The sequence below is a fragment of the Chryseobacterium lacus genome (assembly GCF_003336205.1).
Classification (GTDB): domain Bacteria; phylum Bacteroidota; class Bacteroidia; order Flavobacteriales; family Weeksellaceae; genus Chryseobacterium_A; species Chryseobacterium_A lacus.
Map to the genome: position 1 here is coordinate 138174 of NZ_QPIE01000004.1, position 19706 is coordinate 157879.

Genomic DNA, 19706 nt, shown 5'->3' on the forward strand with positions numbered 1-19706 from the left:
TAATTTTTTTTAATGAATCAGATTTTACACTCAAAAATATACGGAGAAGAAAAATCCGGATCGCCTTTATTGGTGTTTCACGGATTATTCGGAATGCTTGATAACTGGGGAAGTTTCGGGAAAGAATTCGGCGAAATCATGCCGGTGCATCTTATGGATCTTCGGAATCATGGCAGAAGTTTTCATTCTGAAGAAATGTCGCACGATGTGATGGCGGAAGATATTTTGCGTTATATGGAACATCATGGGATGCAAAAAGCACATCTTTTGGGACACTCTTTGGGTGGAAAAGCGGTGATGCAGTTTGCTATTCATTATCCTGAAAAAGTCGATAAACTCATCGTGGTGGATATTGGTCCGAAAGCGTATCCTCCGCATCACCAGGGAATTATTAAAGCACTGGAAAGCGTCGATTTTGAAACCGCAACTTCCCGAAGCGAAGTGGAAGAAGTGATGAGCCAATTCATTAAGGAACGATTTGTCATTCAGTTTCTTTCCAAAAATTTATACTGGACCGATGATAAAAAACTGGCGTGGAGATTCAATCTGAAAACCCTTTCAGAAAAATATGAAGATTTCGTTTCCAATGCAATAAAACCTGGAGTTTATGAAGGCGAGACACTTTTTGTTTCCGGTGCAAAATCAAATTACATTCTTCCTGAGGATGAATCTCAGATCAGACAACAGTTTCCTAACTTCCAATTGGTGACTATTCCAAACGCCGGACATTGGGTGCAGGCGGAAAATCCAACAGATTTCAACCGTGTTGCTGAAGAGTTTCTCTTAGGAAGTTCCACTTTATAAACCGATCTTAAAGAAATAAATTTGATGAATTCTCAACTCCTAACTTTCAATTTTCAGCTGCTGTGATTTTCGTTACGGGTGCAACAGGAATTCTCGGAAGAGTGATCGTTTTAGAGCTACTGAAACGGGGTAAAAAGGTGCGTGCAGCAAAAAGGAAATCAAGCAATCTGAAAGAAGTCCGTCATTCGTATCAATTTTATACTGATCATCCGGATGATTTTTTTAATAAAATTGAATGGATAGATATCGATTTTGAGGATATGGATTCTTTGGAATCAGCTTTAAATGGAGTAGAAGAGGTGTATCACTGTGCAGCTGTAGTCAGTTTTCATCCTGCGAAAAGAAAAGAAATGTTTAACACCAATATTGAAGGTACCCAAAACCTTTTGTATGCGTGTGATGGTTCGTCGGTAAAGAAATTTCTGTTCGTAAGTTCGATGGCGGTTTTTGATGGCCTGAATGAGGAGGGAATGATAGACGAAAAGTCTGATTTCAATCCTAAACTCGATCATTCCGATTATGCAGTTTCCAAACATTTTTCAGAAATGGAAGCGTGGCGTGCGGCCGCAGAAGGCCTGAATGTAACCATCATCAATCCGGGAATCATCATTGGAAGCGGCAACTGGAACAGCAGCAGCGGCGAACTTTTCGGGAGTTTTGAGAAATATCCGTTTGCCATGCGCGGAACCGCGGCTTATGTTGATGTGCGCGATGTAGCAACTATCGCTGTTGAGCTTATGGACAAAAATATTTTCGATCAAAAATTCATTCTTATTTCTGAAAATAAAAAGTACAGGGATATTGCCAATTATATACGGAAAAAACTCCATTTGAAGCCTGTAAAGGTTATTTCAAAATCGATTCTTACGATGGGATATTTGATGAATTTGCTTTTTGGCTGGGCATTTCCAATGTTGCGAATGATGAACAAAGTGAATCTTGACACCGTGTCCAACAATGATTTGGTTTCAAATAAAAAAATCAGGAAACTTCTCAATTTTGAATTTATTCCTGTGAATGAAAGCATTGATTTTCATCTCGAAAATTATATAAAAGATAAAAATAACACGGCGTTTGATTTTACTCATTAGCGCTGAATAAAAATATATGGAAAACCAGTTTTTAGGAATTCAAAACGTTCAGGTCTCATCGCAAACCGTTGCTGCATCGTGCCCCAGCAATATTGCGCTTATCAAATATTGGGGAAAATATGCAAATCAGATTCCTGCGAATCCCAGCATCAGTTACACTTTGAACCATTGCAAAACCAACACGAGCATAGAGTTTTTGGCGAATGAACCTTTTTGCGTCCAAACTTTTCTCGCCGGCAATAAAGAAGTGAATTTTTCGGAAAAAATCCATAAATATTTCAAAAGTATTGAGCCTTATCTGCCTTGGATTTTACAGGGAAAGTATATCATCAAAACCGAAAATACCTTTCCTCATAGTTCCGGAATTGCAAGTTCCGCTTCCGGTTTCGGAGCCATAGCGAAATGTCTGATGCAACTGGATGAAGTTTTCTCAGGAAAAACGGAAGAAGATTTCAGAATAAAAAAAGAAAGTTTTTTGGCAAGACTGGGCAGCGGCAGTGCGTGTCGAAGTCTGTACAATGGATTGGTCGTTTGGGGCGAAACCTCAGAAGTAGAAGGCAGTTCAGATTTATTCGCCGTTCAGTATCCTAACTATGCTGTTCATCCTGTGTTTAAAAACTTTAACGATTGGGTGCTCCTCATTCACGAAGGCCAAAAGTCCGTTAGTTCCACAATTGGTCATGGCTTGATGAACACAAATCCTTATGCAGAACGGCGTTTTCAGGAAGCAAAAGAGAATTTTGTTCCGATGAAAGAAATTCTGAAATCCGGGGATTTAAAAAAATTTATCACATTAGTTGAACACGAAGCGCTCACCCTTCACGCCATGATGATGATGAGCGAGCCGGCTTTTATCCTTATGAAAACCGGAACCATGGAGGTTATTCATAAAATCTGGAAATTCCGTGAGGAAACCGGATTACCTTTGTTTTTTACATTAGATGCAGGGGCGAACGTTCATGTGCTGTTTCCAAATAACGGCGATGAAGAAAAAATTAAAAACTTTATTGAAACCGATTTGCTTCAACACACACAGAAAGGCAGCGTAGTGAAAGATGTCATGATTTTTTAATTTAGAAAAAGAGAATCAGGAAACCTGAGTTCTGTTGCTACTTTCTTCCTCTTTTCCTTCTTGTATCAGTTGTTCCACTTCTTTGATTTCTTCCTTTTTGATGTGCTGTACTTCTTTTTCCTGTTGATGGCGGTGGACATCTACATGAAAAGTACAATAAATAGGAAGATGGTCAGAACCGATATATTCGAGGGTTTTTAGTTTTTCGATGAAAATGTCCGGGCTGTGAAATAATAAATCCAGCGGAACCCTGAAAAACCAGTATTTAGCGTGAAATGTTGCCAGAATTCCGCGCCCTACTCTCGCATCTATAAGCCCGCTCATTTTCCGGAAAAGTATAGAAGTGTCGGACCATGCCACAGTATTAAAATCACCGATCACCAAAGTGGGAATGTTGTTTTTCCTGCATATTTTAGCCACGCTTAGCAAATCGCCGTCGCGTTCCTTAGAGGTGGATTCTTCCGTAGGACTGGGAGGTGGCGGATGAACTGCAAAAACAGTAAAAAGTCGGCCATTTGTGTTTTTAAATTTTGCTTCTATGCTAGGAATGTCATCGGCAACAAAAAAATGAACTTTACAGTTCTCAATAGGAATTTTAGAATACAGATGCATTCCGTAGGTGTTTTCCAGCGTAACTTTCTCCGTGAAAGGATATTCCTGTTCCAGACTGCGGTTGGCCATTTCCCATGCTGCATTGCTCTCCATAGTAATGAAAATATCAGGTTGGTACTTTCGAATGAGTTGATGAAATCTTTCAAAATCCTGATTAAACTGATAAATATTACAGGAAATGATGGAAATAGTATCCGCTTCTGCGGGAGGCATTACGGTTTTTTTATAGAAAGTAGTGTAGCGTATCAAAATGTACAAATGATAAAGCATCAGCAGAAACTGTACTCCCACAACAAACCAGAAGAGCGTGTTTTTTTCCAGAAAAATAAATCCGGTTACGATGGTTGCCAACTGAAAAAAGAATAGTTGGATTTTCAAAAATTCAGGAACTCTGAAGATCCAGTGTTGGTTTTTGGAAATGGGCAAAACACTCAGGAAGATGAGCAGGCCCGAAAATAAATAAAAAGTGGTTTCCATGTTTAGTGTCGCGAGAGCGATAAAGCTAATTTATGCCCGAATTTACAAAAATCTTGGTACACGTCATATTATCTGTTATTTTTGTAAAATTAATATCAGAAGAATGAAAATAGGAATCCTCGGTGGCGGCCAGCTTGGCAGAATGTTGATACAGAATGCGCTGAAATATGATGATGAATGGTTCACTCTGGATCCTGCGAAAGATGCTCCGTGTTCCTCTATTTCTTATTTTACAGAAGGAAATTTCAACGACTACGAATCGGTTTTCAATTTCGGAAAAGGAAAAGATGTTGTTTCCATTGAAATTGAACATGTGAATGTAGATGCGCTTTTTGAACTTCAGGAATGTGGAATCAAAATAATTCCGAGCCCCGAAATCATCAAAACCATTCAGCAGAAAATCCTTCAGAAGGAATTTTATAAAAAACATCAGATCCCAAGCCCGGAATTTCAGGTGATTCAACGAAAATCTGAAGCAAATTTTCCGTTGCCGTTTGTTCAAAAAATGAATACCGGAGGTTATGACGGCAAAGGAGTTCAGGTCATCACAAACGAAGCGGATATAGAGAAATTGTGGGACGTTCCTTCTGTTCTGGAAACTTTGGTGGATATTGACAAAGAACTTTCCATTATCATAGCCAAAAATGAAAAGGGCGAAACCAGAACTTTTCCCGTCACGGAAATGGTGGCCGATCCGAAGCTGAATCTTTTGGATTTTAATATTTGTCCCAGCAGTATTTCTGAGGATGTTCAGCATCAGATTGGGCAAATTGCTCAACAGTTTATCGAAGCGGCCGATTCTCCCGGATTGTTTGCCATTGAACTTTTTCTGGATAAAAATGGGAAAGTTTGGGTGAATGAAACGGCACCGCGCCTGCATAATTCTGGTCATCAGACTCAGGAAGGAAACTCCAACTCGCAGTTTGAACAGATGTATCGTGTTCTGAAAAATCTTCCTTTGGCAGATACCGACATCCTCAGTTTTTCAGGAATGGTGAATTTGGTGGGTGAAGAAGGTTTTTCGGGAAAAGCAAAATATGAAGGCATAGAAGAAATCCTGAAACTCCCGAAAACTTATGTTCATTTGTACGGAAAATCCGAAACAAAACCCGGAAGAAAAATGGGCCACATCAATGTTTTGGCAGATTCGCGGGAAGAGTTGATGGAAAAACTGGTCCGAATTAAATCTTTGATAAAAGTGAAATCTTAGTTTACAATAGATATTGTCTCGTTAAAAAATATAACAAAATTATGATCGGAATCATCATGGGCAGCCAAAGCGATTTGGCGATAATGCAACAGGCGGCAGATTTTTTGAAATCTCTCGACATTCCTTACGAATTAACGGTAGTTTCCGCACACCGCACACCGGAAAGAATGTTTGAGTATGCCAAAACCGCCAAAGAGCGCGGTTTAAAAGTGATTATTGCCGGAGCCGGCGGCGCTGCACATCTTCCGGGAATGGTGGCAAGCTGTACTACTTTGCCTGTGATTGGCGTACCTATTTTGTCTTCAAACTCCATTGACGGTTGGGATTCTGTTTTGTCGATTTTGCAAATGCCGTCAGGAATTCCTGTGGCAACGGTAGCACTGAACGGAGCGATGAACGCCGGTATTTTGGCAGCAAAAATCCTCGGAAGTGCTGATGAAAAAGTAGCTGAAAAACTACAGCAATATCAGGATTCCCTAAAAGAAAAAGTCCTCGGAACAGTGGAAGATATTAAGAAAAACCATCCAAATGGTTTTGATCAATAAAAAAGACTTTCCAGCACGGAAAGTCTTTTTTTTGTGATTGGAGCTGTTTTACAAAACGCCAACTTTTTCCATACATGTTTTCATTTTGAGATAAGTTCTTTCGATATCGTGATCCAGACCGATAGAAAAGCGGATAAGTCCCGGTGACAAGCCCATTTCTTTTTGCTCGTCTTCAGGAATTTCTGATGATGTTGAAGTTCCGGATGCTGAGAACAGTGTTTTATAAAAACCTAAACTTACCGCCAGATAACCCAAGTTTTCGTTCTGCATCATTTCCATTAGTTCGTTTGCTTTTTCTACGGTCTTCACGTCCAGCGCAACCAGTCCGCCAAAACCAAATTCTTCATGCATCATTGTTTTAAAAAGTTCGTGCTGAGGATGGCTTTTCAGTCCGGGATATTTCACTTTCAATCCGTCTTTTTCCCAGTTTTCAGCGAGAAACAGCGCATTTTCACTGTGCTTTCTCATACGGATCGGAAGGGTTCTCAGATTTTTAAGAACACTTGCTGCACGAAGGCTGTCCATCGTTGGTCCCAAAAGCATACACGCTCCGGAATTGACATCTTTCGTAGCATTGATAAATTCCTGGGTTCCGCAATAAACTCCGCCAACAGTATCGCTGCTGCCATTGATGAATTTGGTGAGACTATGAAGCGTAACATCGGCGCCTAAAAGCTGAGGTGTTACAGAAAGCGGCGAAAAAGTATTGTCCACCACCAGTTTCAGATGGTGTTTTTTGGCAATTTTTGAAAGGCCTTCCAAATCGGCAATTTCCAGAAGAGGATTGCTCACGGTTTCACAATAAAGTACTTTGGTATTTTTCGTAATGGAACTTTCAACTTTCTGTAAATCAGTAATATCAACAAAAGAAGTTTCTATTTTATAACCGGGCAGAAAATTTTTCATGAAAGCATACGTTCCGCCATATATGGTTCTGCTGGAAACAATATGATCCCCGCTTTTGCAGAGTTGAAGCAGTGCAGAAGTAATCGCACCCATTCCCGAAGCAGTCACATTAGCGCTTTCTGTTCCTTCCATTTTTGCCAAAGCTTCCGCAAGATATAAGTTGCTGGGCGACGAATGGCGGGAATACAGATAACATCCGTCCGTATTGCCTTCGAAAGTGTCAGACATGGTTTTGGCGGAAAGAAAAGTGTACGTGGAACTGTCGGATATAGAAGGATTTACCCCTCCGAATTCTCCGAAAAACTGCAGATCCTGAATTTGATCTGCACCATTGAATTTTTTCATCATGATTCTATTTTTAATTTTCCTAAAAGTGATTATTTTCAGACTTTTAAACAATAAATTTTGTTCAATACAGAATATAAATCAGTTAAATGAAGTTTTTTCGGATTATTAATTTATTTTTGAAAGATTAAACCTACTTTCACCAAAATATTTTCGGATGAATCTTGACAAAAAAGATAAAAAACTACTGGTTTTGCTGCAGCAGGACGCCAAAAAAACGACCAAAGAATTAGCCAGCGAACTTCATTTGTCGGTAACCGCAGTTTTTGAGCGAATTAAAAAGCTTGAAAAACAGAAAGTTATTGAAAAGTACGTCGCTCTCGTAGATAAAGAAAAAATTCAAAAGAACTTTATTGCGCTTTGCCATGTAAAATTAGCACAACACCGAAAGGAATACATCACCCAATTTGAAAGGGAAATCATCGAATTTCCGGAAGTACTGGAATGTTTCCACGTGAGCGGCGATTACGATTATATTTTGAAAATTTGTGTGAAAGATCTTCAGGAATACCGCGAATTTATGGTAACCAAACTCACCAGTCTGCAACATATTGGAAGTACGCACAGTTCTTTCACCATCAAAGTAGTGAAAAGAACAACCGGAGTTTTTCTGGAATAATTCAGTGTAGATTTCTGAGAATCACCTATTTTTTTTATCTATCATCGAAATTGGTTCGCTAAAAAACGAACTAATTTTTTATCTTTGCGCTGTGATGCATTCCAGAACTTTATTAGGCCCTTTTGAAATCAATGAATCCATCTATTTGGAAATGGTAAAATATTATATTGAAGTGTACCATCTTCCGCCATTGGCTGCCAAAATTTATTCTTTTCTAATTTTCGATTTTGAAAGAAAAGGAATTACTTTTGATGAATTGGTCGATATTTTTAAATCCTCGAAAAGTTCTGTTTCCGGCTCATTGCAACTGTTGCTATCTCAAAGATTGATTGTGGACGTAACTCTTGCTGATGAAAGAAAACGCCATTTTTTCCTGAATGAAGATTATATTAAAATCCGCTTCGAACAGGTGATACAACGTCTGGAAAAAGAACTTTCGATTGTGAAACAGCTTCAGGAATTTAATCGAGATCGGAAGCAGCATCATGCCAATTTCAATTTGTATAAAGATTTATTGGAAAATAATATCTCTAATCTGAGAGAAACTTTAAAAGAAATTTCAAATTAATATGAATCATAAAATAATCATCTTAGCACTGGCAATGTTGTCTCTTTCTGCCTGTAAAAAAGAAGAAAAACCGCCTCAAACCCCCAAAGCAGTAACGACTGTTGTGGTAGAAACCAGAAATGTTACCGGATATTCTACTTTCCCTACTACCATACAGGGACGGAATAATAATGATGTGCGTGCAAAAATTCAAGGTTACATTACTCAGGTTTTGGTCGATGAAGGGCAATATGTTACGAAAGGACAGCCACTTTTCAGAATTGAAACCAATACATTGAACGAAAATGCTTCGGCTGCAAGAGCCGGAATTGGTGCCGCCAGATCCAGTGTGACTGCAGCAGAAGCCAATGTGAAAGCCGCGCAAGCCGCCGTTAATGCGGCACAAGTGGAAGTAGAAAAACTTCAGCCTTTGGTGAGTAAAAATATCATCAGTTCCGTTCAGCTTCAGACTGCGCAGGCGAATTTGGCCAGAACTCAGGCGCAACTGTCTCAATCCATTGCAGCCAAACAACAAGCTAGTGCAGGAGTTTCTCAGGCACAGGCTAATTTTCAGGGAATTCAGGAAAATATCAATTATTCCGTTATTCGTGCTCCTATTTCAGGAGTTGTTGGAAAAATCAACCTAAGAACCGGAAGTTTAGTAGGGCCGGGCGATCCTTCTCCCATTACCACGGTTTCGGATACCAGTATGTTATATGCTTATTTTTCGATGAATGAAAAAGAATATTTGGATTTTCTTCTGGATTCGCGCGGAGCCACGATGTCGGAAAAATTGAAAAATATGCCGATGGTAGAATTGCTTCTGGCCAATGGTGACGTATATTCTGAAAAAGGCCGGATAGAAGCAGTAACCGGACAGATAGATCCGGCAACGGGAAGTATTCAGTTTCGGGTTTCATTTCCTAATCCGCAGAAATTACTAAGTAACGGAAACAGCGGAACCGTCAGAATTCCGATTGCGTATGATAATGTGTTGGTGCTTCCTGAAAGTGCAACTTATGAACAACAAGGTTTGGTTTATATTTATAAAGTGGAACAGGATACTGCAAGAAGTGCAGTAATTAGCGTGGAAGACCGCGTGAATAATATGGTGGTGATAAAAGAAGGCGTTGCGAAAGGTGAAATAGTTGTTGCTGAAGGAGTGGGGACGTTGAAGCCTGGGATGCCGGTGAAATCGCAGCCTAAGAAATTTGATGATATTATCAACGCCATTCAACCTGTATTTTAATTTGTTATGGTAAAAAGATTTATAGACCGGCCGGTATTGTCCACTGTGGTTTCCATTCTCATTGTAATTTTGGGAATCCTTGGATTAGTATCACTTCCGGTAACACAATATCCGGATATTGCACCGCCAACGGTACGTATTTCAGCGAACTATACCGGAGCTAATGCCCAAACGGTGATGAACAGTGTCATCATTCCCATTGAAGAACAAGTCAACGGAGTAGAGGGGATGGATTATATTTCGTCAACTGCCTTAAATAACGGTTCAGCCAGTATTCAGATTTTCTTTAAACAGGGAATAGATCCGGATATCGCTGCCGTCAATGTACAGAACCAGGTACAGCGCGCCATGCCGCTTCTCCCTTCGGAAGTTACCCGCTCTGGTGTGCAGGTGAACAAACAACAGACGAGTGCGCTGATGTTTCTTTCCTTCTATACTTCCAATCCTGATCTCAACGAGGTTTGGCTTCAGAATTACATGAATATCAATATTATTCCGGCACTGAAAAGAGTGAATGGAGTAGGAGATGCAATGGCTTTCGGAGGAAAAACCTATGCGATGCGAATCTGGCTAGATCCGGCAAAAATGGCAGCGTACGGACTGGAACCTTTAGAGGTTTCAAACGCGATCAATGAGCAATCCCGAGAAGCTGCAGCGGGACAATTAGGAGAAAACAGCGGAAGTTCTTTTCAATATGTGATTACCTACCAAGGAAAATATAATGAAGTAGAAGAATTTGAAAATATTATTATTCGTGCCCTCGGAAATGGAGATTATCTTCGGTTGAAAGATGTGGCCGAAATCAGGCTGGATGCCCTTTCGTATGGAGGAATCGGGGAGAACAACGGGAGACGTTCTGTAAGTATGGGTATTTTTCAAACTCCGGGTTCTAATGCTCAGGAGATTATCAAAGAAATTAAAACTTTTTTGACCGAAACTGAAAAAACATTGCCCGAAGGAATCGGATACAGCATTAATTTTGATACCAATGATTTCTTGGAAGCCTCTATCAGTAAAGTGATTACCACCTTAATAGAAGCGTTTATTCTGGTTTTCCTGGTCGTGTTTATTTTTCTTCAGGATTTCCGTTCAACGATTATTCCCGCGATTGCAGTTCCGGTTTCTATTATTGGTACTTTTTTCTTCTTGAATTTATTGGGATATTCTGTCAATTTGCTTACTCTTTTCGCATTAGTTTTGGCCATTGGTATTGTGGTGGATGACGCTATTGTGGTAGTGGAAGCCGTTCATGCAAAAATGGAACAGGGTATTGCTGATGCCAGAAAAGCGACCATAGAAGCAATGGATGAAATTACCGGAGCCATTATTTCTATTACATTGGTGATGGCTGCCGTTTTTATTCCTGTAACGTTTCTGCAAGGTCCTACTGGAGTTTTTTATCAGCAGTTTGGTGTTACTCTGATTATTGCGATTTTAATTTCTGCGGTAAATGCACTTACCCTCAGTCCGGTGTTGTGTGCGATTTTTCTGAAACCTCCTGCGCATCACCAGAAAGAGTATTCCAATATGAATATCATGCAGAAATTCTTTACAAAATTCAATGTAGGATTTAATGCAACTATCAAAAAATATGGTCATGCCGTCGGGTTTTTGTTGAGGCACAAATGGGTTACGATTTTAATATTTGCAGCAGGCGGACTTACCTTTTGGTGGGCCAATTCCACAATGCCGACAGGATTTATTCCTAAAGAAGACCGTGGAATTATCTTTACAGATGTGCAGCTTCCTCCCGGAGCTTCCATGGAAAGAACTTACAATATACTGAAAGATCTTCAGGAAGAAGCCAGAAAAATTCCAGGCGTTCTGAATGTTACTTTCACAGCAAGCCGTGGATTTATGTCAGGACAAGGATCGAATGTTGGTCAGGCTTTCGTTCGGCTAAAACCTTTTGACGAAAGAGGAAAAGAAGACGGACAAAGTGTAGATGAAATTACCGGAAGACTTTTTGGAATTGCTTCCAAATATCCTGATGCAAAAATTATATTTTTCTCGCCACCAAGTGTACCTGGATTTGGACAAAGCGACGGTTTTTCTGCTGTACTTCTCGATAAATCCGGAGGCGAAATTACAGAACTGAATACCGTAACTCAGAATTACATCGCAGCGTTGATGCAGCGGCCAGAAATTCAGTTTGCTTCTTCTTCTTTTAATACTAATTATCCCCAGTTTGAAATGGTCATTGACGTTCCACGAGCAAAGGAAAGCGGTGTTTCTCTGAATAATATCCTGAGTACGATGCAAGGATATATCGGGGGAATTTATTCTTCAGATTTTACAAAATACGGAAAGCAGTTTCGGGTGATGATTCAGGCTTTGCCTGCAGACAGGCAATCTCCGGAGAGTCTCAATGGATTGTTCGTGAAAACCAATTCCGGAGCGATGGCTCCTATTTCCCAGTTTGTTACGCTGAAAAAATCCTTCGGGCCACAGTCGCTGGAGCGGTATAATTTATTTACTTCCGTAGGAATCAGTGGATCTAGTAACCCTGGATATTCCACCGGTGATGCCATAAAAGCTGTTCAGGAAGTGGCCGCACAAAATCTCCCCGCCGATTATGATGTAGAATTTACCGGTCTTTCAAAAGAAGAAATGAAAGCAGGTTCACAAACATATGTGGTATTTCTTCTCAGCTTTTTGTTTGTGTATTTTATTCTGGCAGCGCAATACGAAAGCTATTTATTGCCTTTTTCAGTGATTCTGTCGCTGCCATTAGGCGTTATTGGAGCCTATTTCGGACAGCGCGTGTTTGGGCTGGAAAACAATATTTATTTCCAGATTGCGATTATCATGTTAATTGGACTTTTGGGTAAAAACGCCATCCTTATCGTAGAATTTGCGGTTCAGCGAAGGCATCATGGAGAATCCATTGCCATGTCCGCCGTGAATGCTGCGAAAGCCAGGCTGCGTCCGATTCTGATGACCTCTTTCGCCTTTATTTTCGGAATGATTCCGCTGGTATTTGCTACAGGAATCGGTTCTGTTGGTAACCGTTCCATCGGGACGGGAGCTGCTGCGGGACTTCTCATCGGAACGTTCTTCGGAGTTTTGGCAATTCCTGTGTTATATGTTATTTTCCAATGGCTTCAGGAAAAAATAAGTCCTGTGAAAGCAGAAAAAATAAACTTGAATGAATAATGCAGTGGTACATTTAATGGGTATTAAAAATATGAAAAACAGATCATCAATAGCGGCTACGCTGGGTGCAATGGCAATTTTAACTTCTTGTGTAGCCCGGAAACCTTACGAAAGACCGGACAATATTATTCCGCAGGAAACCTTGTTCAGATCGGATCAATTACCGCAAGACAGCACAAGTTTAGGATCCGTTTCCTGGAAAGAAATATTTACAGATCCAGTTTTGCAGAATCATATCTCAAAAGCACTGGATCATAATCTGGATATCAGAATGGCGCTGCAGAATATTGTTTCGGCGGAAGCATTCCTGAAACAAAGTAAAGCTGCCTATTTACCTACCATAAATGTTGGACCAAATTATACTTTCAGTACGCAATCGCTGAACACACAATTCGGGCAAATCATTGGTGCGAGAAGATATGTTCACCAATTTGATATTACCGGAAGTCTGAATTGGGAAATTGATATTTGGGGAAAATTAGGAGCTCAGGAACGCGCACAATTAGCCACTTATCTCGGATCTGTTGCAGGACATCAGGCCATCAAAAGCGATCTGGTGGCGGCTGTTGCCAATGCTTATTATCAGTTGCTGACTTTTGATGAACAGAAAAGAATCATCAACGAAACGATAAAAATCAGAACTAAGAATCTTGAAACGACCAAAGCACTGAAAGATGCCGGAACCCTGACCGAAGTCGCAGTGCAGCAAAGCCAGGCGTTGGTATATAATGCCGAAGCCCTACTCATCACTATGGATGTTCAGATAGAATTGTTGGAAAATACCATGAGTCTTCTGATGGGTGAACCTTCGCAGGCAATCACGCGTAGTTCGGTAAACCAACAGAATTTTCCGGAAGCCATCAGTTTGGGATATCCTGCACAATTGCTTTCTAACAGGCCGGATGTTCGCATGGCAGAATTTGAACTGATGAATGCCTTTGAACTTACCAACGCTGCCAAAGCGCAATTCTACCCGTCATTGCGGATTACCGGAAGTTCCGGATTGCAATCCGTGGAAATTGATCAGCTTTTTAGCGTGAATTCGATTTTTGCCAATGTGGTGGGAGGATTATTGCAGCCGGTTTTCAATAAAAGACAAATCCGGACTCAGTATGAAGTAAGCTTGGCCAATCAGGAACGGGCGTATCTGAACTTCAGAAAAAGCCTTTTGAATGCCGGAAAGGAAGTTTCCGATGCCATTAAAATGTATCAATCTCAGGACGCTTTTATCAGCCTGAAATCTAAGGAACTGGACGCTTACGAAAAATCTGTCGGATTTTCACAGGAACTCGTCAACTATGGAATGGCAAATTACCTCGAAGTACTGAATGCAAGTGTGAACCAACTGAATGCCGAACTGAATATTTCCAACGCAAGATATGCAAAAATGCAGGCGGGGATAGAACTTTATAGGGCATTGGGAGGAGGATGGAAGTAGAGTAGTAAAAAAATTTCGGAATATAAGTTTCTTTTTGTTACTTTATTGAACAATTGATTTTTTATGGAAAATATTGAGCATTATCTGTCGGAGGTTTTGGAAATTCCCCGCTCAGAAACGGCGTTGTGCGGCTCATTTTATACTGTCCGCAGTATAAAAAAAGGGGAACTGTTGCTTAGAGAGGGCGAAGTGTGCCGCCACACCTATTTTGTGGAAAAAGGATTGCTTCGGATGTATTCGATTGCCAAAAACGGAAAAGAACATATCATTCAGTTTGCGCCGGAAAGTTGGCTGATGAGCGACAGAAGTTCGCTGTATTTTAATGAAAAATCAAATTATTACATCGAAGCGATTGAAGACTCCGAAGTTCTTTTTCTAAGTCCTGATTTTTTCCAGAATCTGAATCAGTCATTTCCCGAAACCGTTACCAATAATGACCTTTTGCTTCAGAAACACATTAGAAATCTCCAAAACCGCGTGAATTCACTGCTCGCGGAAACTGCCGAAGAGCGATACCTGAATTTTATAAAAATGTATCCCAATATTTTGCAGCGCGTTCCGCAATGGATGGTGGCTTCCTATTTGGGCGTCACTCCCGAAAGTTTGAGCAGGGTGAGAAAAGAACTGGTGAAAAAATAAAAAGTAGATTTGGTTCTCAACTTTCTTTCCAGTTTTTCATGATGAGTTCCATCAGGAATTGCGGACACCGAATAATTTTGTTATCTTTTGAATCCAGAAAAAAAAGGGTTGTTTCCGCCTCGGTAATCTTCTCTTTCGCTTCGTTGTAAATTTCATATTCAAATACAATTCTCACTCCCGGAATCTGGCGAATAAAGGTGTGAATTTCCAGAGGTTGATCATACAGCGCAGGCTTCAGATATTTAATTTTAAATTCCGAAACCGGAAGCCAAATTCCTTTTTTTTCGATGTCATCATAAGACATTCCGATGGTGCGGAAAAGCTCAACACGGGCTACCTCCAAGTACGCTGCATAGTTGCCATAGTAAGCGTATTTCATAGGGTCAGTTTCTGCATAACGTACTCGTAATGAGTGTGTTGTGTGTATCATTTTAAGTGTAATATTATACATACAAATATATTTTTAAATAATCAAGAGTGCAATGGTTTTTTTTTAATAATTAAATTGATCATCTTTGCTTTCACGATAAAAATTAATAATCCCGATGATAAATTGAAGTTAGAAAATGGATGAAAAATTAGTATTGATTTGGGAGAAATGCCTTCAGTTTATGAGGGATAATCTCAATGCCGCAGAAAACACTTCCAACCTGAAAAAACTTGAAAATTCCTTCGATCTGCTGTTCGATAAAGTGCAGCCTGTTTCTTTGGTTGATAATAACCTGACCCTGATGGTGCCAAGTGATTTCTATAAGGAATACATTGAAGACAACTATCTGTCTTTACTGTCTGCAGCGCTGAAGAAATACATCGGCAAAGGGGTGAAACTCTGGTATCAGGTGATGGAAAACAAACCTGCCGGAAAAGAAAAACCGATTACCGTCAATGTAAAAGGACAGACTGTGCCTACACCAAAAGTACAGGAAACAGTACCGCAACATTTTTCCGCCCAGAAATTCGTGAACCCTTTCACGGTTCCGGGAATTCCCAAAGTGAATATCGATTCCAATTTGAAAGCTGATTTTTCTTTTGATAATTATGTGGAAGGCGAAAGCAATAAATTCGCTTCTTCTGTAGCAAAATCAATCGCTAAAAGACCAGGTTCCACGGCGTTCAATCCATTGTTTCTTCATGGCGGTTACGGTGTTGGTAAAACACATTTGAGTCACGCCGTCGGACTGGAAGTGAAAAGCAGTTTTCCGGACAAAGTAGTGCTGTATCTTTCTTCAGAAAAATTTATCCAGCAATTTGTGTCCGCTGCCAAGGCGCATAAACAGACAGAATTTGCTAATTTTTATCAGATGGTGGATGTTCTCATTATTGATGATATCCAGTTTCTCTCAGGAAAATCTGCAACACAGGACAGCTTTTTCCATATTTTCGATTATCTGCACCAAAACGGAAAACAGATTATTCTGACCTCCGACCGTGCTCCGGTGGACATCATGGATATTCAGGAGCGTATTGTTTCCAGATTCAAATGGGGACTTACCGCTGAAATAAAAGCACCTGATTTCGATACCCGCAGAAAAATTATTATCGACAAACTGAGCCGCGACGGAATTTCACTTTCCGAAGATATGCTGGATTTTCTGGCCAACGAAGTGAAAAGCAGTGTAAGAGATTTAATCGGAGTCATCAATTCCGTGATCGCCTATTCCACCGTTTATAAGTCGGAACTTACGCTGGAACTGCTGAAAGAAACCATCAGCAAAATTGCCTCTACCAAGAAAAAAGTCATCAACATTCCTTATATTCAGGAAGTGGTGTGCGAATATTTCGGAATTCAGCGCGATCAGTTGCTTTCCAAAACCCGAAAAAGAGAAATTGCTTTGCCGCGACAGCTGGCCATGTATTTCGCTAAGGAATATACCAATGCAACCTTCACCAAAATTGGAGAAGAAATGGGCGGAAAAGACCATTCTACCGTCATGTACGCCTGCGAAACCATAAAAGATGTGTCTAAAATAGACAAGGAAATAAAAAAATACGTGAAGGAACTGACAGAAAAATTGAAACATTAATCTGACAGAAAAACAGACAACAGTGAAGAATAGCGATATTCTTCATTTTTGTTTATTTTAGCCGGTATAAACACCAATGAGTATGAAAATTTTAGTGGTATGTCTGGGAAATATCTGCAGAAGCCCTTTAGCTGAAGGAATACTGAAGAAGAAACTTTCCTCGGACTTTAAAGTGGACAGTGCAGGAACGATTGATTTGCATCAGGGCGAACTGCCGGATCATCGTGCGATTGCAATAGGGAAAAATCACGATGTTAATATTTCGGATCAGCGCTCGCGGCCGGTTACAGATCAGGATTTTGATGAATTCGATTTGATTCTGTGCATGGATCAGTCGGTGTATGAGGATGTTTCGAAGATGGCAAAAACCGACAGCCAGCGTCGGAAAATTTCCTTGTTTATGGATGCGGCAGGTTTGGGAAAAGATGAAAATGTTCCCGATCCGTATTGGGGAGATATGGAAGATTTTGAGAATGTATATCAGATGCTAAATCACGCTTCTGAACAATTGAAACATAAACTTCATACTTCCTTTGCTAATCGGTAATTATCCTGAAAACGCTATGTTATTTCTCCTTCCCGCATATCTTTCCGAAGAAACGCCTTTGTCTTATTTCGCACCTGTAATTCGTGAATATATCCTGAAAACGGATTATTTCTTTGTGGAAAATGAAAAGACGGCCAGAAAAGTGATCCGGTTTTTCTGTCCAGAGAAAAAGCAGCCGGATCTTAAGTTTTTTCTTTTGGGCAAACATGCCGATCCTGCGTTACTTCAGGAAGCTTTTGATTTGTTAAAAAAAGGCCAGGATTTCGGATTGTTGTCAGAAGCGGGTTTGCCTTGCATTGCGGATCCGGGAAATACTGTGGTGGCGTGGTGTCATGAGAATGATGTTCAGGTCATCCCGATAAATGGGCCAAGTTCTATTATTCTTGCTTTAATTTCCAGTGGATTCAACGGACAGCAATTTGCGTTTCACGGATATCTTCCGATAGATAAATCCGAAAAAAAATCAAAAATTATCTGGCTTGAAAATCAGGTGCAGAAAACCGGAGCTTCACAAATTTTCATGGAAACGCCGTACCGGAATCTGCAACTTTTTGAAGATCTTTGCAACATCCTTACTCCGGACACGAAGCTTTGTATCGCCGCCAATATCAACCATCCTTCTCGCGAATTCATCAAAACACGGACGATAAAACACTGGAAAAAACAACCGCCGCAACTTCATAAAATTCCGGCGGTGTACGTTTTGGGGAGATAGGATTTCTATTGAAAGCTATTTCAAATTCGGATTCTTCTTATCGTGCGCTACCCAGACGAACCGCGAAGTGTCATAACCCACTTCCTGAGCTTTTTTCAGATAATCGTTTTTAATGTTTTCAGGAAGGGCAGGTGTGCGGGATAGGATCCAGAGATAATCCAAGTCTTTGCCGGCCACTAAAGCGTATTGATAATTTTCATCCAACGCAATCACATTATAACCGGAATAAAACGGCCCGAAAAAACTGACTTTTAAAGCGGCTACCGTTTCGTCTCCGCGAAATTTCGCTTTACCTTCCGCCTGTTTCCATTTTTGCTCTTTGTAATTGTAACCGCTGTTCAGAACACGAATGCTTCCATCATCGTTAAGGCTGTACTGCGCAATGGTGTTGTTCATATTTCTTTCGTGCTTGAAATCAAATCTGGCGATTTCATACCAAGTTCCCAGATAGCGGTCTTTCTGGAAATTCGTCACTGGTTCGGCTTTTTCAGGAATGGAACTGCATGATGCCGTTAGGATCAGTGCGCTCACTAATATCAGGAATATGGGAATCTTTTTCATTATAGTATAATTTTTTAATTTTTTTGAAGAAGTACAGTACCCATAAAAACTGGGTGTAGCCATAAACGGCATCTTCCACCGGGATTGTCAGAATTCGGATTCCAAGAAAATCACCGGGGTTGTAGTTGACAATCGGAGAATCCAAACCTGTGCCAGTGAGCACACCGTTCACCGGAAAAAAGCCCAGCATAAGGATGGTGAAAACCAGCGAAGCACTTCCGATCCATTCTCTTTTTGAAATAAAATGAAGGTAAATAAGCGTGGCAACTGTGGCAACCGCAGTCACCAGCGTATAAATTTTATCATAATGAATCAGGGCAATAACTGAACAGATAATCACTGCTACGAACACAATCAAATTGTTAAAAATATTGGCCCAGCTGATGTCAAAAAACTTCTCGATACAGTAATACGTGAAAATGCAGGAAAACGGAATCAGAAAAAAGAACAGCCATTCTTCCATCGGCAAACCCCAGAAGGTAATTCCCAAAGTATACTGAGTATCAAACCACCAGACACCGTGCGCAGTAAACCAAATATCCCAGAGAATAAACGGAATGGCGACCACCGTGACTGCCAGTAAGAAAATCCCAAAATATCGGTAAAACCGGATGCGCCGGTCGAAAGAAGCGATAAAGCAAATGATGATCGTGAAAAAAAGGACGAGTAAATAGGTGTATTCTTTCATCATGATTTGGCTTTTCGGTACATTTTAAAATATTTCAGCGGAACGATAAGAAATCCAAAACATTCTCCATCCTCTTTTCCCAGATGTTTGTGGTGTTGTTTGTGTGCCCTTCTCAATGCAAGAAAATAAGGATTTTTGGTGTGGGTCAATGCTTTGAAGCGCTGATGAATAAAAATATCATGAACGAAGAAATACGCCATCCCGTACAGCATAATTCCAAGGCCTATATAGAAAAGAGTATTAAATCCGTTGAGCGATCCGAAATACATGAGCGCAATCGTGGGAAGGGCGAAAATGGCGAAAAATAAATCGTTTCGCTCGAAAGCTCCATCGCTGCTGTGGTCATGGTGATCCCGGTGAAGCATCCATAAAAAACCGTGCATGACGTATTTGTGAATCAGCCAAGTAGCGCCTTCCATCAGAATAAATACGGTGATAACTGTGAGGATATTGATCAGCAT

Annotated in this window: 20 protein-coding genes; 14 read left to right on the forward strand and 6 right to left on the reverse strand. The window is 40.4% G+C overall.

What is annotated here, in order from left to right:
• Positions 1–12: 12 nt before the first annotated feature.
• The 3 genes from DQ356_RS06100 (at position 13) to DQ356_RS06110 (ending at position 2967) form a co-directional block, all read left to right on the forward strand.
• Positions 13–804 carry an alpha/beta fold hydrolase gene (locus tag DQ356_RS06100; protein WP_114303592.1) on the forward strand — a complete coding sequence of 264 codons (792 nt, stop codon included), beginning with the start codon at positions 13–15 and terminating at the stop codon, positions 802–804.
• Positions 805–866: 62 nt separating this feature from the next.
• Positions 867–1895: an NAD-dependent epimerase/dehydratase family protein gene (locus DQ356_RS06105; RefSeq protein ID WP_114303593.1), complete on the forward strand. Its 1029-nt coding sequence runs from the start codon at positions 867–869 to the stop codon at positions 1893–1895.
• Positions 1896–1911: 16 nt separating this feature from the next.
• Positions 1912–2967, forward strand: coding sequence for a diphosphomevalonate/mevalonate 3,5-bisphosphate decarboxylase family protein (locus tag DQ356_RS06110; protein WP_114303594.1), 1056 nt, complete (start codon positions 1912–1914; stop codon positions 2965–2967).
• A 15-nt stretch (positions 2968–2982) separates the two neighbouring features.
• Here DQ356_RS06110 and DQ356_RS06115 read toward each other — a convergent pair whose 3' ends face one another.
• Positions 2983–4056 carry an endonuclease/exonuclease/phosphatase family protein gene (locus DQ356_RS06115; protein WP_114303595.1) on the reverse strand — a complete coding sequence of 358 codons (1074 nt, stop codon included), beginning with the start codon at positions 4054–4056 and terminating at the stop codon, positions 2983–2985.
• A gap of 103 nt (positions 4057–4159) precedes the next feature.
• Between DQ356_RS06115 and DQ356_RS06120 the strand changes: the two genes are divergently transcribed.
• A complete protein-coding gene (locus tag DQ356_RS06120; protein WP_114303596.1) occupies positions 4160–5266 on the forward strand; it encodes a 5-(carboxyamino)imidazole ribonucleotide synthase in 1107 nt (368 codons plus the stop codon).
• Positions 5267–5307: 41 nt separating this feature from the next.
• A complete protein-coding gene (gene purE / locus DQ356_RS06125; RefSeq protein WP_114303597.1) occupies positions 5308–5811 on the forward strand; it encodes a 5-(carboxyamino)imidazole ribonucleotide mutase in 504 nt (167 codons plus the stop codon).
• Positions 5812–5859: 48 nt separating this feature from the next.
• On the opposite strand, the gene DQ356_RS06130 is transcribed toward purE, so the two are convergent.
• The gene (locus DQ356_RS06130) at positions 5860–7062 is read right to left on the reverse strand and encodes an aminotransferase class I/II-fold pyridoxal phosphate-dependent enzyme (protein WP_114303784.1); all 1203 of its coding nucleotides are present in this window, start codon (positions 7060–7062) and stop codon (positions 5860–5862) included.
• Positions 7063–7219: 157 nt separating this feature from the next.
• On the opposite strand from DQ356_RS06130, the gene DQ356_RS06135 reads away from it, so the two are divergent.
• From DQ356_RS06135 to DQ356_RS06160, 6 genes are all read left to right on the forward strand, one after another.
• Positions 7220–7681: an Lrp/AsnC family transcriptional regulator gene (locus DQ356_RS06135; protein WP_114303598.1), complete on the forward strand. Its 462-nt coding sequence runs from the start codon at positions 7220–7222 to the stop codon at positions 7679–7681.
• Positions 7682–7775: 94 nt separating this feature from the next.
• Positions 7776–8249: a transcriptional regulator gene (locus DQ356_RS06140; protein ID WP_114303599.1), complete on the forward strand. Its 474-nt coding sequence runs from the start codon at positions 7776–7778 to the stop codon at positions 8247–8249.
• 1 nt (position 8250) lies between these two features.
• The gene (locus DQ356_RS06145; RefSeq protein ID WP_114303600.1) at positions 8251–9477 is read left to right on the forward strand and encodes an efflux RND transporter periplasmic adaptor subunit; all 1227 of its coding nucleotides are present in this window, start codon (positions 8251–8253) and stop codon (positions 9475–9477) included.
• A gap of 6 nt (positions 9478–9483) precedes the next feature.
• On the forward strand, positions 9484–12633 hold the full coding sequence (locus tag DQ356_RS06150) for an efflux RND transporter permease subunit (RefSeq protein ID WP_114303601.1): 3150 nt from the start codon (positions 9484–9486) through the stop codon (positions 12631–12633).
• Between the two features lie 31 nt (positions 12634–12664).
• Positions 12665–14071, forward strand: coding sequence for an efflux transporter outer membrane subunit (locus DQ356_RS06155; RefSeq protein WP_228420658.1), 1407 nt, complete (start codon positions 12665–12667; stop codon positions 14069–14071).
• Between the two features lie 63 nt (positions 14072–14134).
• Positions 14135–14710, forward strand: a complete 576-nt coding sequence (locus tag DQ356_RS06160) for a Crp/Fnr family transcriptional regulator (protein WP_114303602.1) — start codon at positions 14135–14137, stop codon at positions 14708–14710.
• Between the two features lie 16 nt (positions 14711–14726).
• On the opposite strand, the gene DQ356_RS06165 is transcribed toward DQ356_RS06160, so the two are convergent.
• Positions 14727–15140 (reverse strand): acyl-CoA thioesterase, encoded by a 414-nt coding sequence (locus DQ356_RS06165; protein WP_114303603.1) that lies wholly within the window; start codon positions 15138–15140, stop codon positions 14727–14729.
• A gap of 136 nt (positions 15141–15276) precedes the next feature.
• Here DQ356_RS06165 and dnaA point away from each other — a divergent pair, with 136 nt between their 5' ends.
• From dnaA to DQ356_RS06180, 3 genes are all read left to right on the forward strand, one after another.
• Positions 15277–16734, forward strand: a complete 1458-nt coding sequence (gene dnaA / locus DQ356_RS06170) for a chromosomal replication initiator protein DnaA (RefSeq protein ID WP_114303604.1) — start codon at positions 15277–15279, stop codon at positions 16732–16734.
• Positions 16735–16816: 82 nt separating this feature from the next.
• Complete coding sequence (locus DQ356_RS06175) at positions 16817–17281, forward strand: low molecular weight protein-tyrosine-phosphatase (protein WP_114303605.1); 465 nt, start codon at positions 16817–16819, stop codon at positions 17279–17281.
• 16 nt (positions 17282–17297) lie between these two features.
• Positions 17298–17996 (forward strand): SAM-dependent methyltransferase, encoded by a 699-nt coding sequence (locus DQ356_RS06180; protein ID WP_114303606.1) that lies wholly within the window; start codon positions 17298–17300, stop codon positions 17994–17996.
• 15 nt (positions 17997–18011) lie between these two features.
• Here the strand turns inward: DQ356_RS06180 and DQ356_RS06185 are convergent, their stop codons facing one another.
• The 3 genes from DQ356_RS06185 to DQ356_RS06195 are packed head-to-tail and all read right to left on the reverse strand — an operon-like array spanning position 18012 to position 19706.
• Positions 18012–18557, reverse strand: a complete 546-nt coding sequence (locus tag DQ356_RS06185) for a lipocalin family protein (RefSeq protein WP_114303607.1) — start codon at positions 18555–18557, stop codon at positions 18012–18014.
• Entirely contained in the window at positions 18484–19248 is a 765-nt protein-coding gene (locus DQ356_RS06190) for a lycopene cyclase domain-containing protein (RefSeq protein WP_228420659.1), read from the reverse strand. Before DQ356_RS06190 ends, DQ356_RS06185 begins: the two co-directional genes overlap by 74 nt.
• Positions 19245–19706 (reverse strand): sterol desaturase family protein, encoded by a 462-nt coding sequence (locus tag DQ356_RS06195; protein ID WP_114303608.1) that lies wholly within the window; start codon positions 19704–19706, stop codon positions 19245–19247. The genes DQ356_RS06190 and DQ356_RS06195 overlap by 4 nt, the downstream gene beginning before the upstream one ends.

What these genes read in the sequence shown, in the direction of transcription:
- DQ356_RS06100 (WP_114303592.1), top strand. Translation starts at nt 13, where the DNA reads ATGAATCAGATTTTACACTCAAAAATATACGGAGAAGAAAAATCCGGA.
- DQ356_RS06110 (WP_114303594.1), top strand. Translation starts at nt 1,912, where the DNA reads ATGGAAAACCAGTTTTTAGGAATTCAAAACGTTCAGGTCTCATCGCAA.
- DQ356_RS06115 (WP_114303595.1), bottom strand. Translation starts at nt 4,056, where the DNA reads ATGGAAACCACTTTTTATTTATTTTCGGGCCTGCTCATCTTCCTGAGT.
- DQ356_RS06120 (WP_114303596.1), top strand. Translation starts at nt 4,160, where the DNA reads ATGAAAATAGGAATCCTCGGTGGCGGCCAGCTTGGCAGAATGTTGATA.
- purE (WP_114303597.1), top strand. Translation starts at nt 5,308, where the DNA reads ATGATCGGAATCATCATGGGCAGCCAAAGCGATTTGGCGATAATGCAA.
- DQ356_RS06130 (WP_114303784.1), bottom strand. Translation starts at nt 7,062, where the DNA reads ATGAAAAAATTCAATGGTGCAGATCAAATTCAGGATCTGCAGTTTTTC.
- DQ356_RS06135 (WP_114303598.1), top strand. Translation starts at nt 7,220, where the DNA reads ATGAATCTTGACAAAAAAGATAAAAAACTACTGGTTTTGCTGCAGCAG.
- DQ356_RS06140 (WP_114303599.1), top strand. Translation starts at nt 7,776, where the DNA reads ATGCATTCCAGAACTTTATTAGGCCCTTTTGAAATCAATGAATCCATC.
- DQ356_RS06145 (WP_114303600.1), top strand. Translation starts at nt 8,251, where the DNA reads ATGAATCATAAAATAATCATCTTAGCACTGGCAATGTTGTCTCTTTCT.
- DQ356_RS06150 (WP_114303601.1), top strand. Translation starts at nt 9,484, where the DNA reads ATGGTAAAAAGATTTATAGACCGGCCGGTATTGTCCACTGTGGTTTCC.
- DQ356_RS06155 (WP_228420658.1), top strand. Translation starts at nt 12,665, where the DNA reads ATGAAAAACAGATCATCAATAGCGGCTACGCTGGGTGCAATGGCAATT.
- DQ356_RS06160 (WP_114303602.1), top strand. Translation starts at nt 14,135, where the DNA reads ATGGAAAATATTGAGCATTATCTGTCGGAGGTTTTGGAAATTCCCCGC.
- DQ356_RS06165 (WP_114303603.1), bottom strand. Translation starts at nt 15,140, where the DNA reads ATGATACACACAACACACTCATTACGAGTACGTTATGCAGAAACTGAC.
- dnaA (WP_114303604.1), top strand. Translation starts at nt 15,277, where the DNA reads ATGGATGAAAAATTAGTATTGATTTGGGAGAAATGCCTTCAGTTTATG.
- DQ356_RS06175 (WP_114303605.1), top strand. Translation starts at nt 16,817, where the DNA reads ATGAAAATTTTAGTGGTATGTCTGGGAAATATCTGCAGAAGCCCTTTA.
- DQ356_RS06180 (WP_114303606.1), top strand. Translation starts at nt 17,298, where the DNA reads ATGTTATTTCTCCTTCCCGCATATCTTTCCGAAGAAACGCCTTTGTCT.
- DQ356_RS06185 (WP_114303607.1), bottom strand. Translation starts at nt 18,557, where the DNA reads ATGAAAAAGATTCCCATATTCCTGATATTAGTGAGCGCACTGATCCTA.
- DQ356_RS06190 (WP_228420659.1), bottom strand. Translation starts at nt 19,248, where the DNA reads ATGATGAAAGAATACACCTATTTACTCGTCCTTTTTTTCACGATCATC.
- DQ356_RS06195 (WP_114303608.1), bottom strand. Translation starts at nt 19,706, where the DNA reads ATGCTGATCAATATCCTCACAGTTATCACCGTATTTATTCTGATGGAA.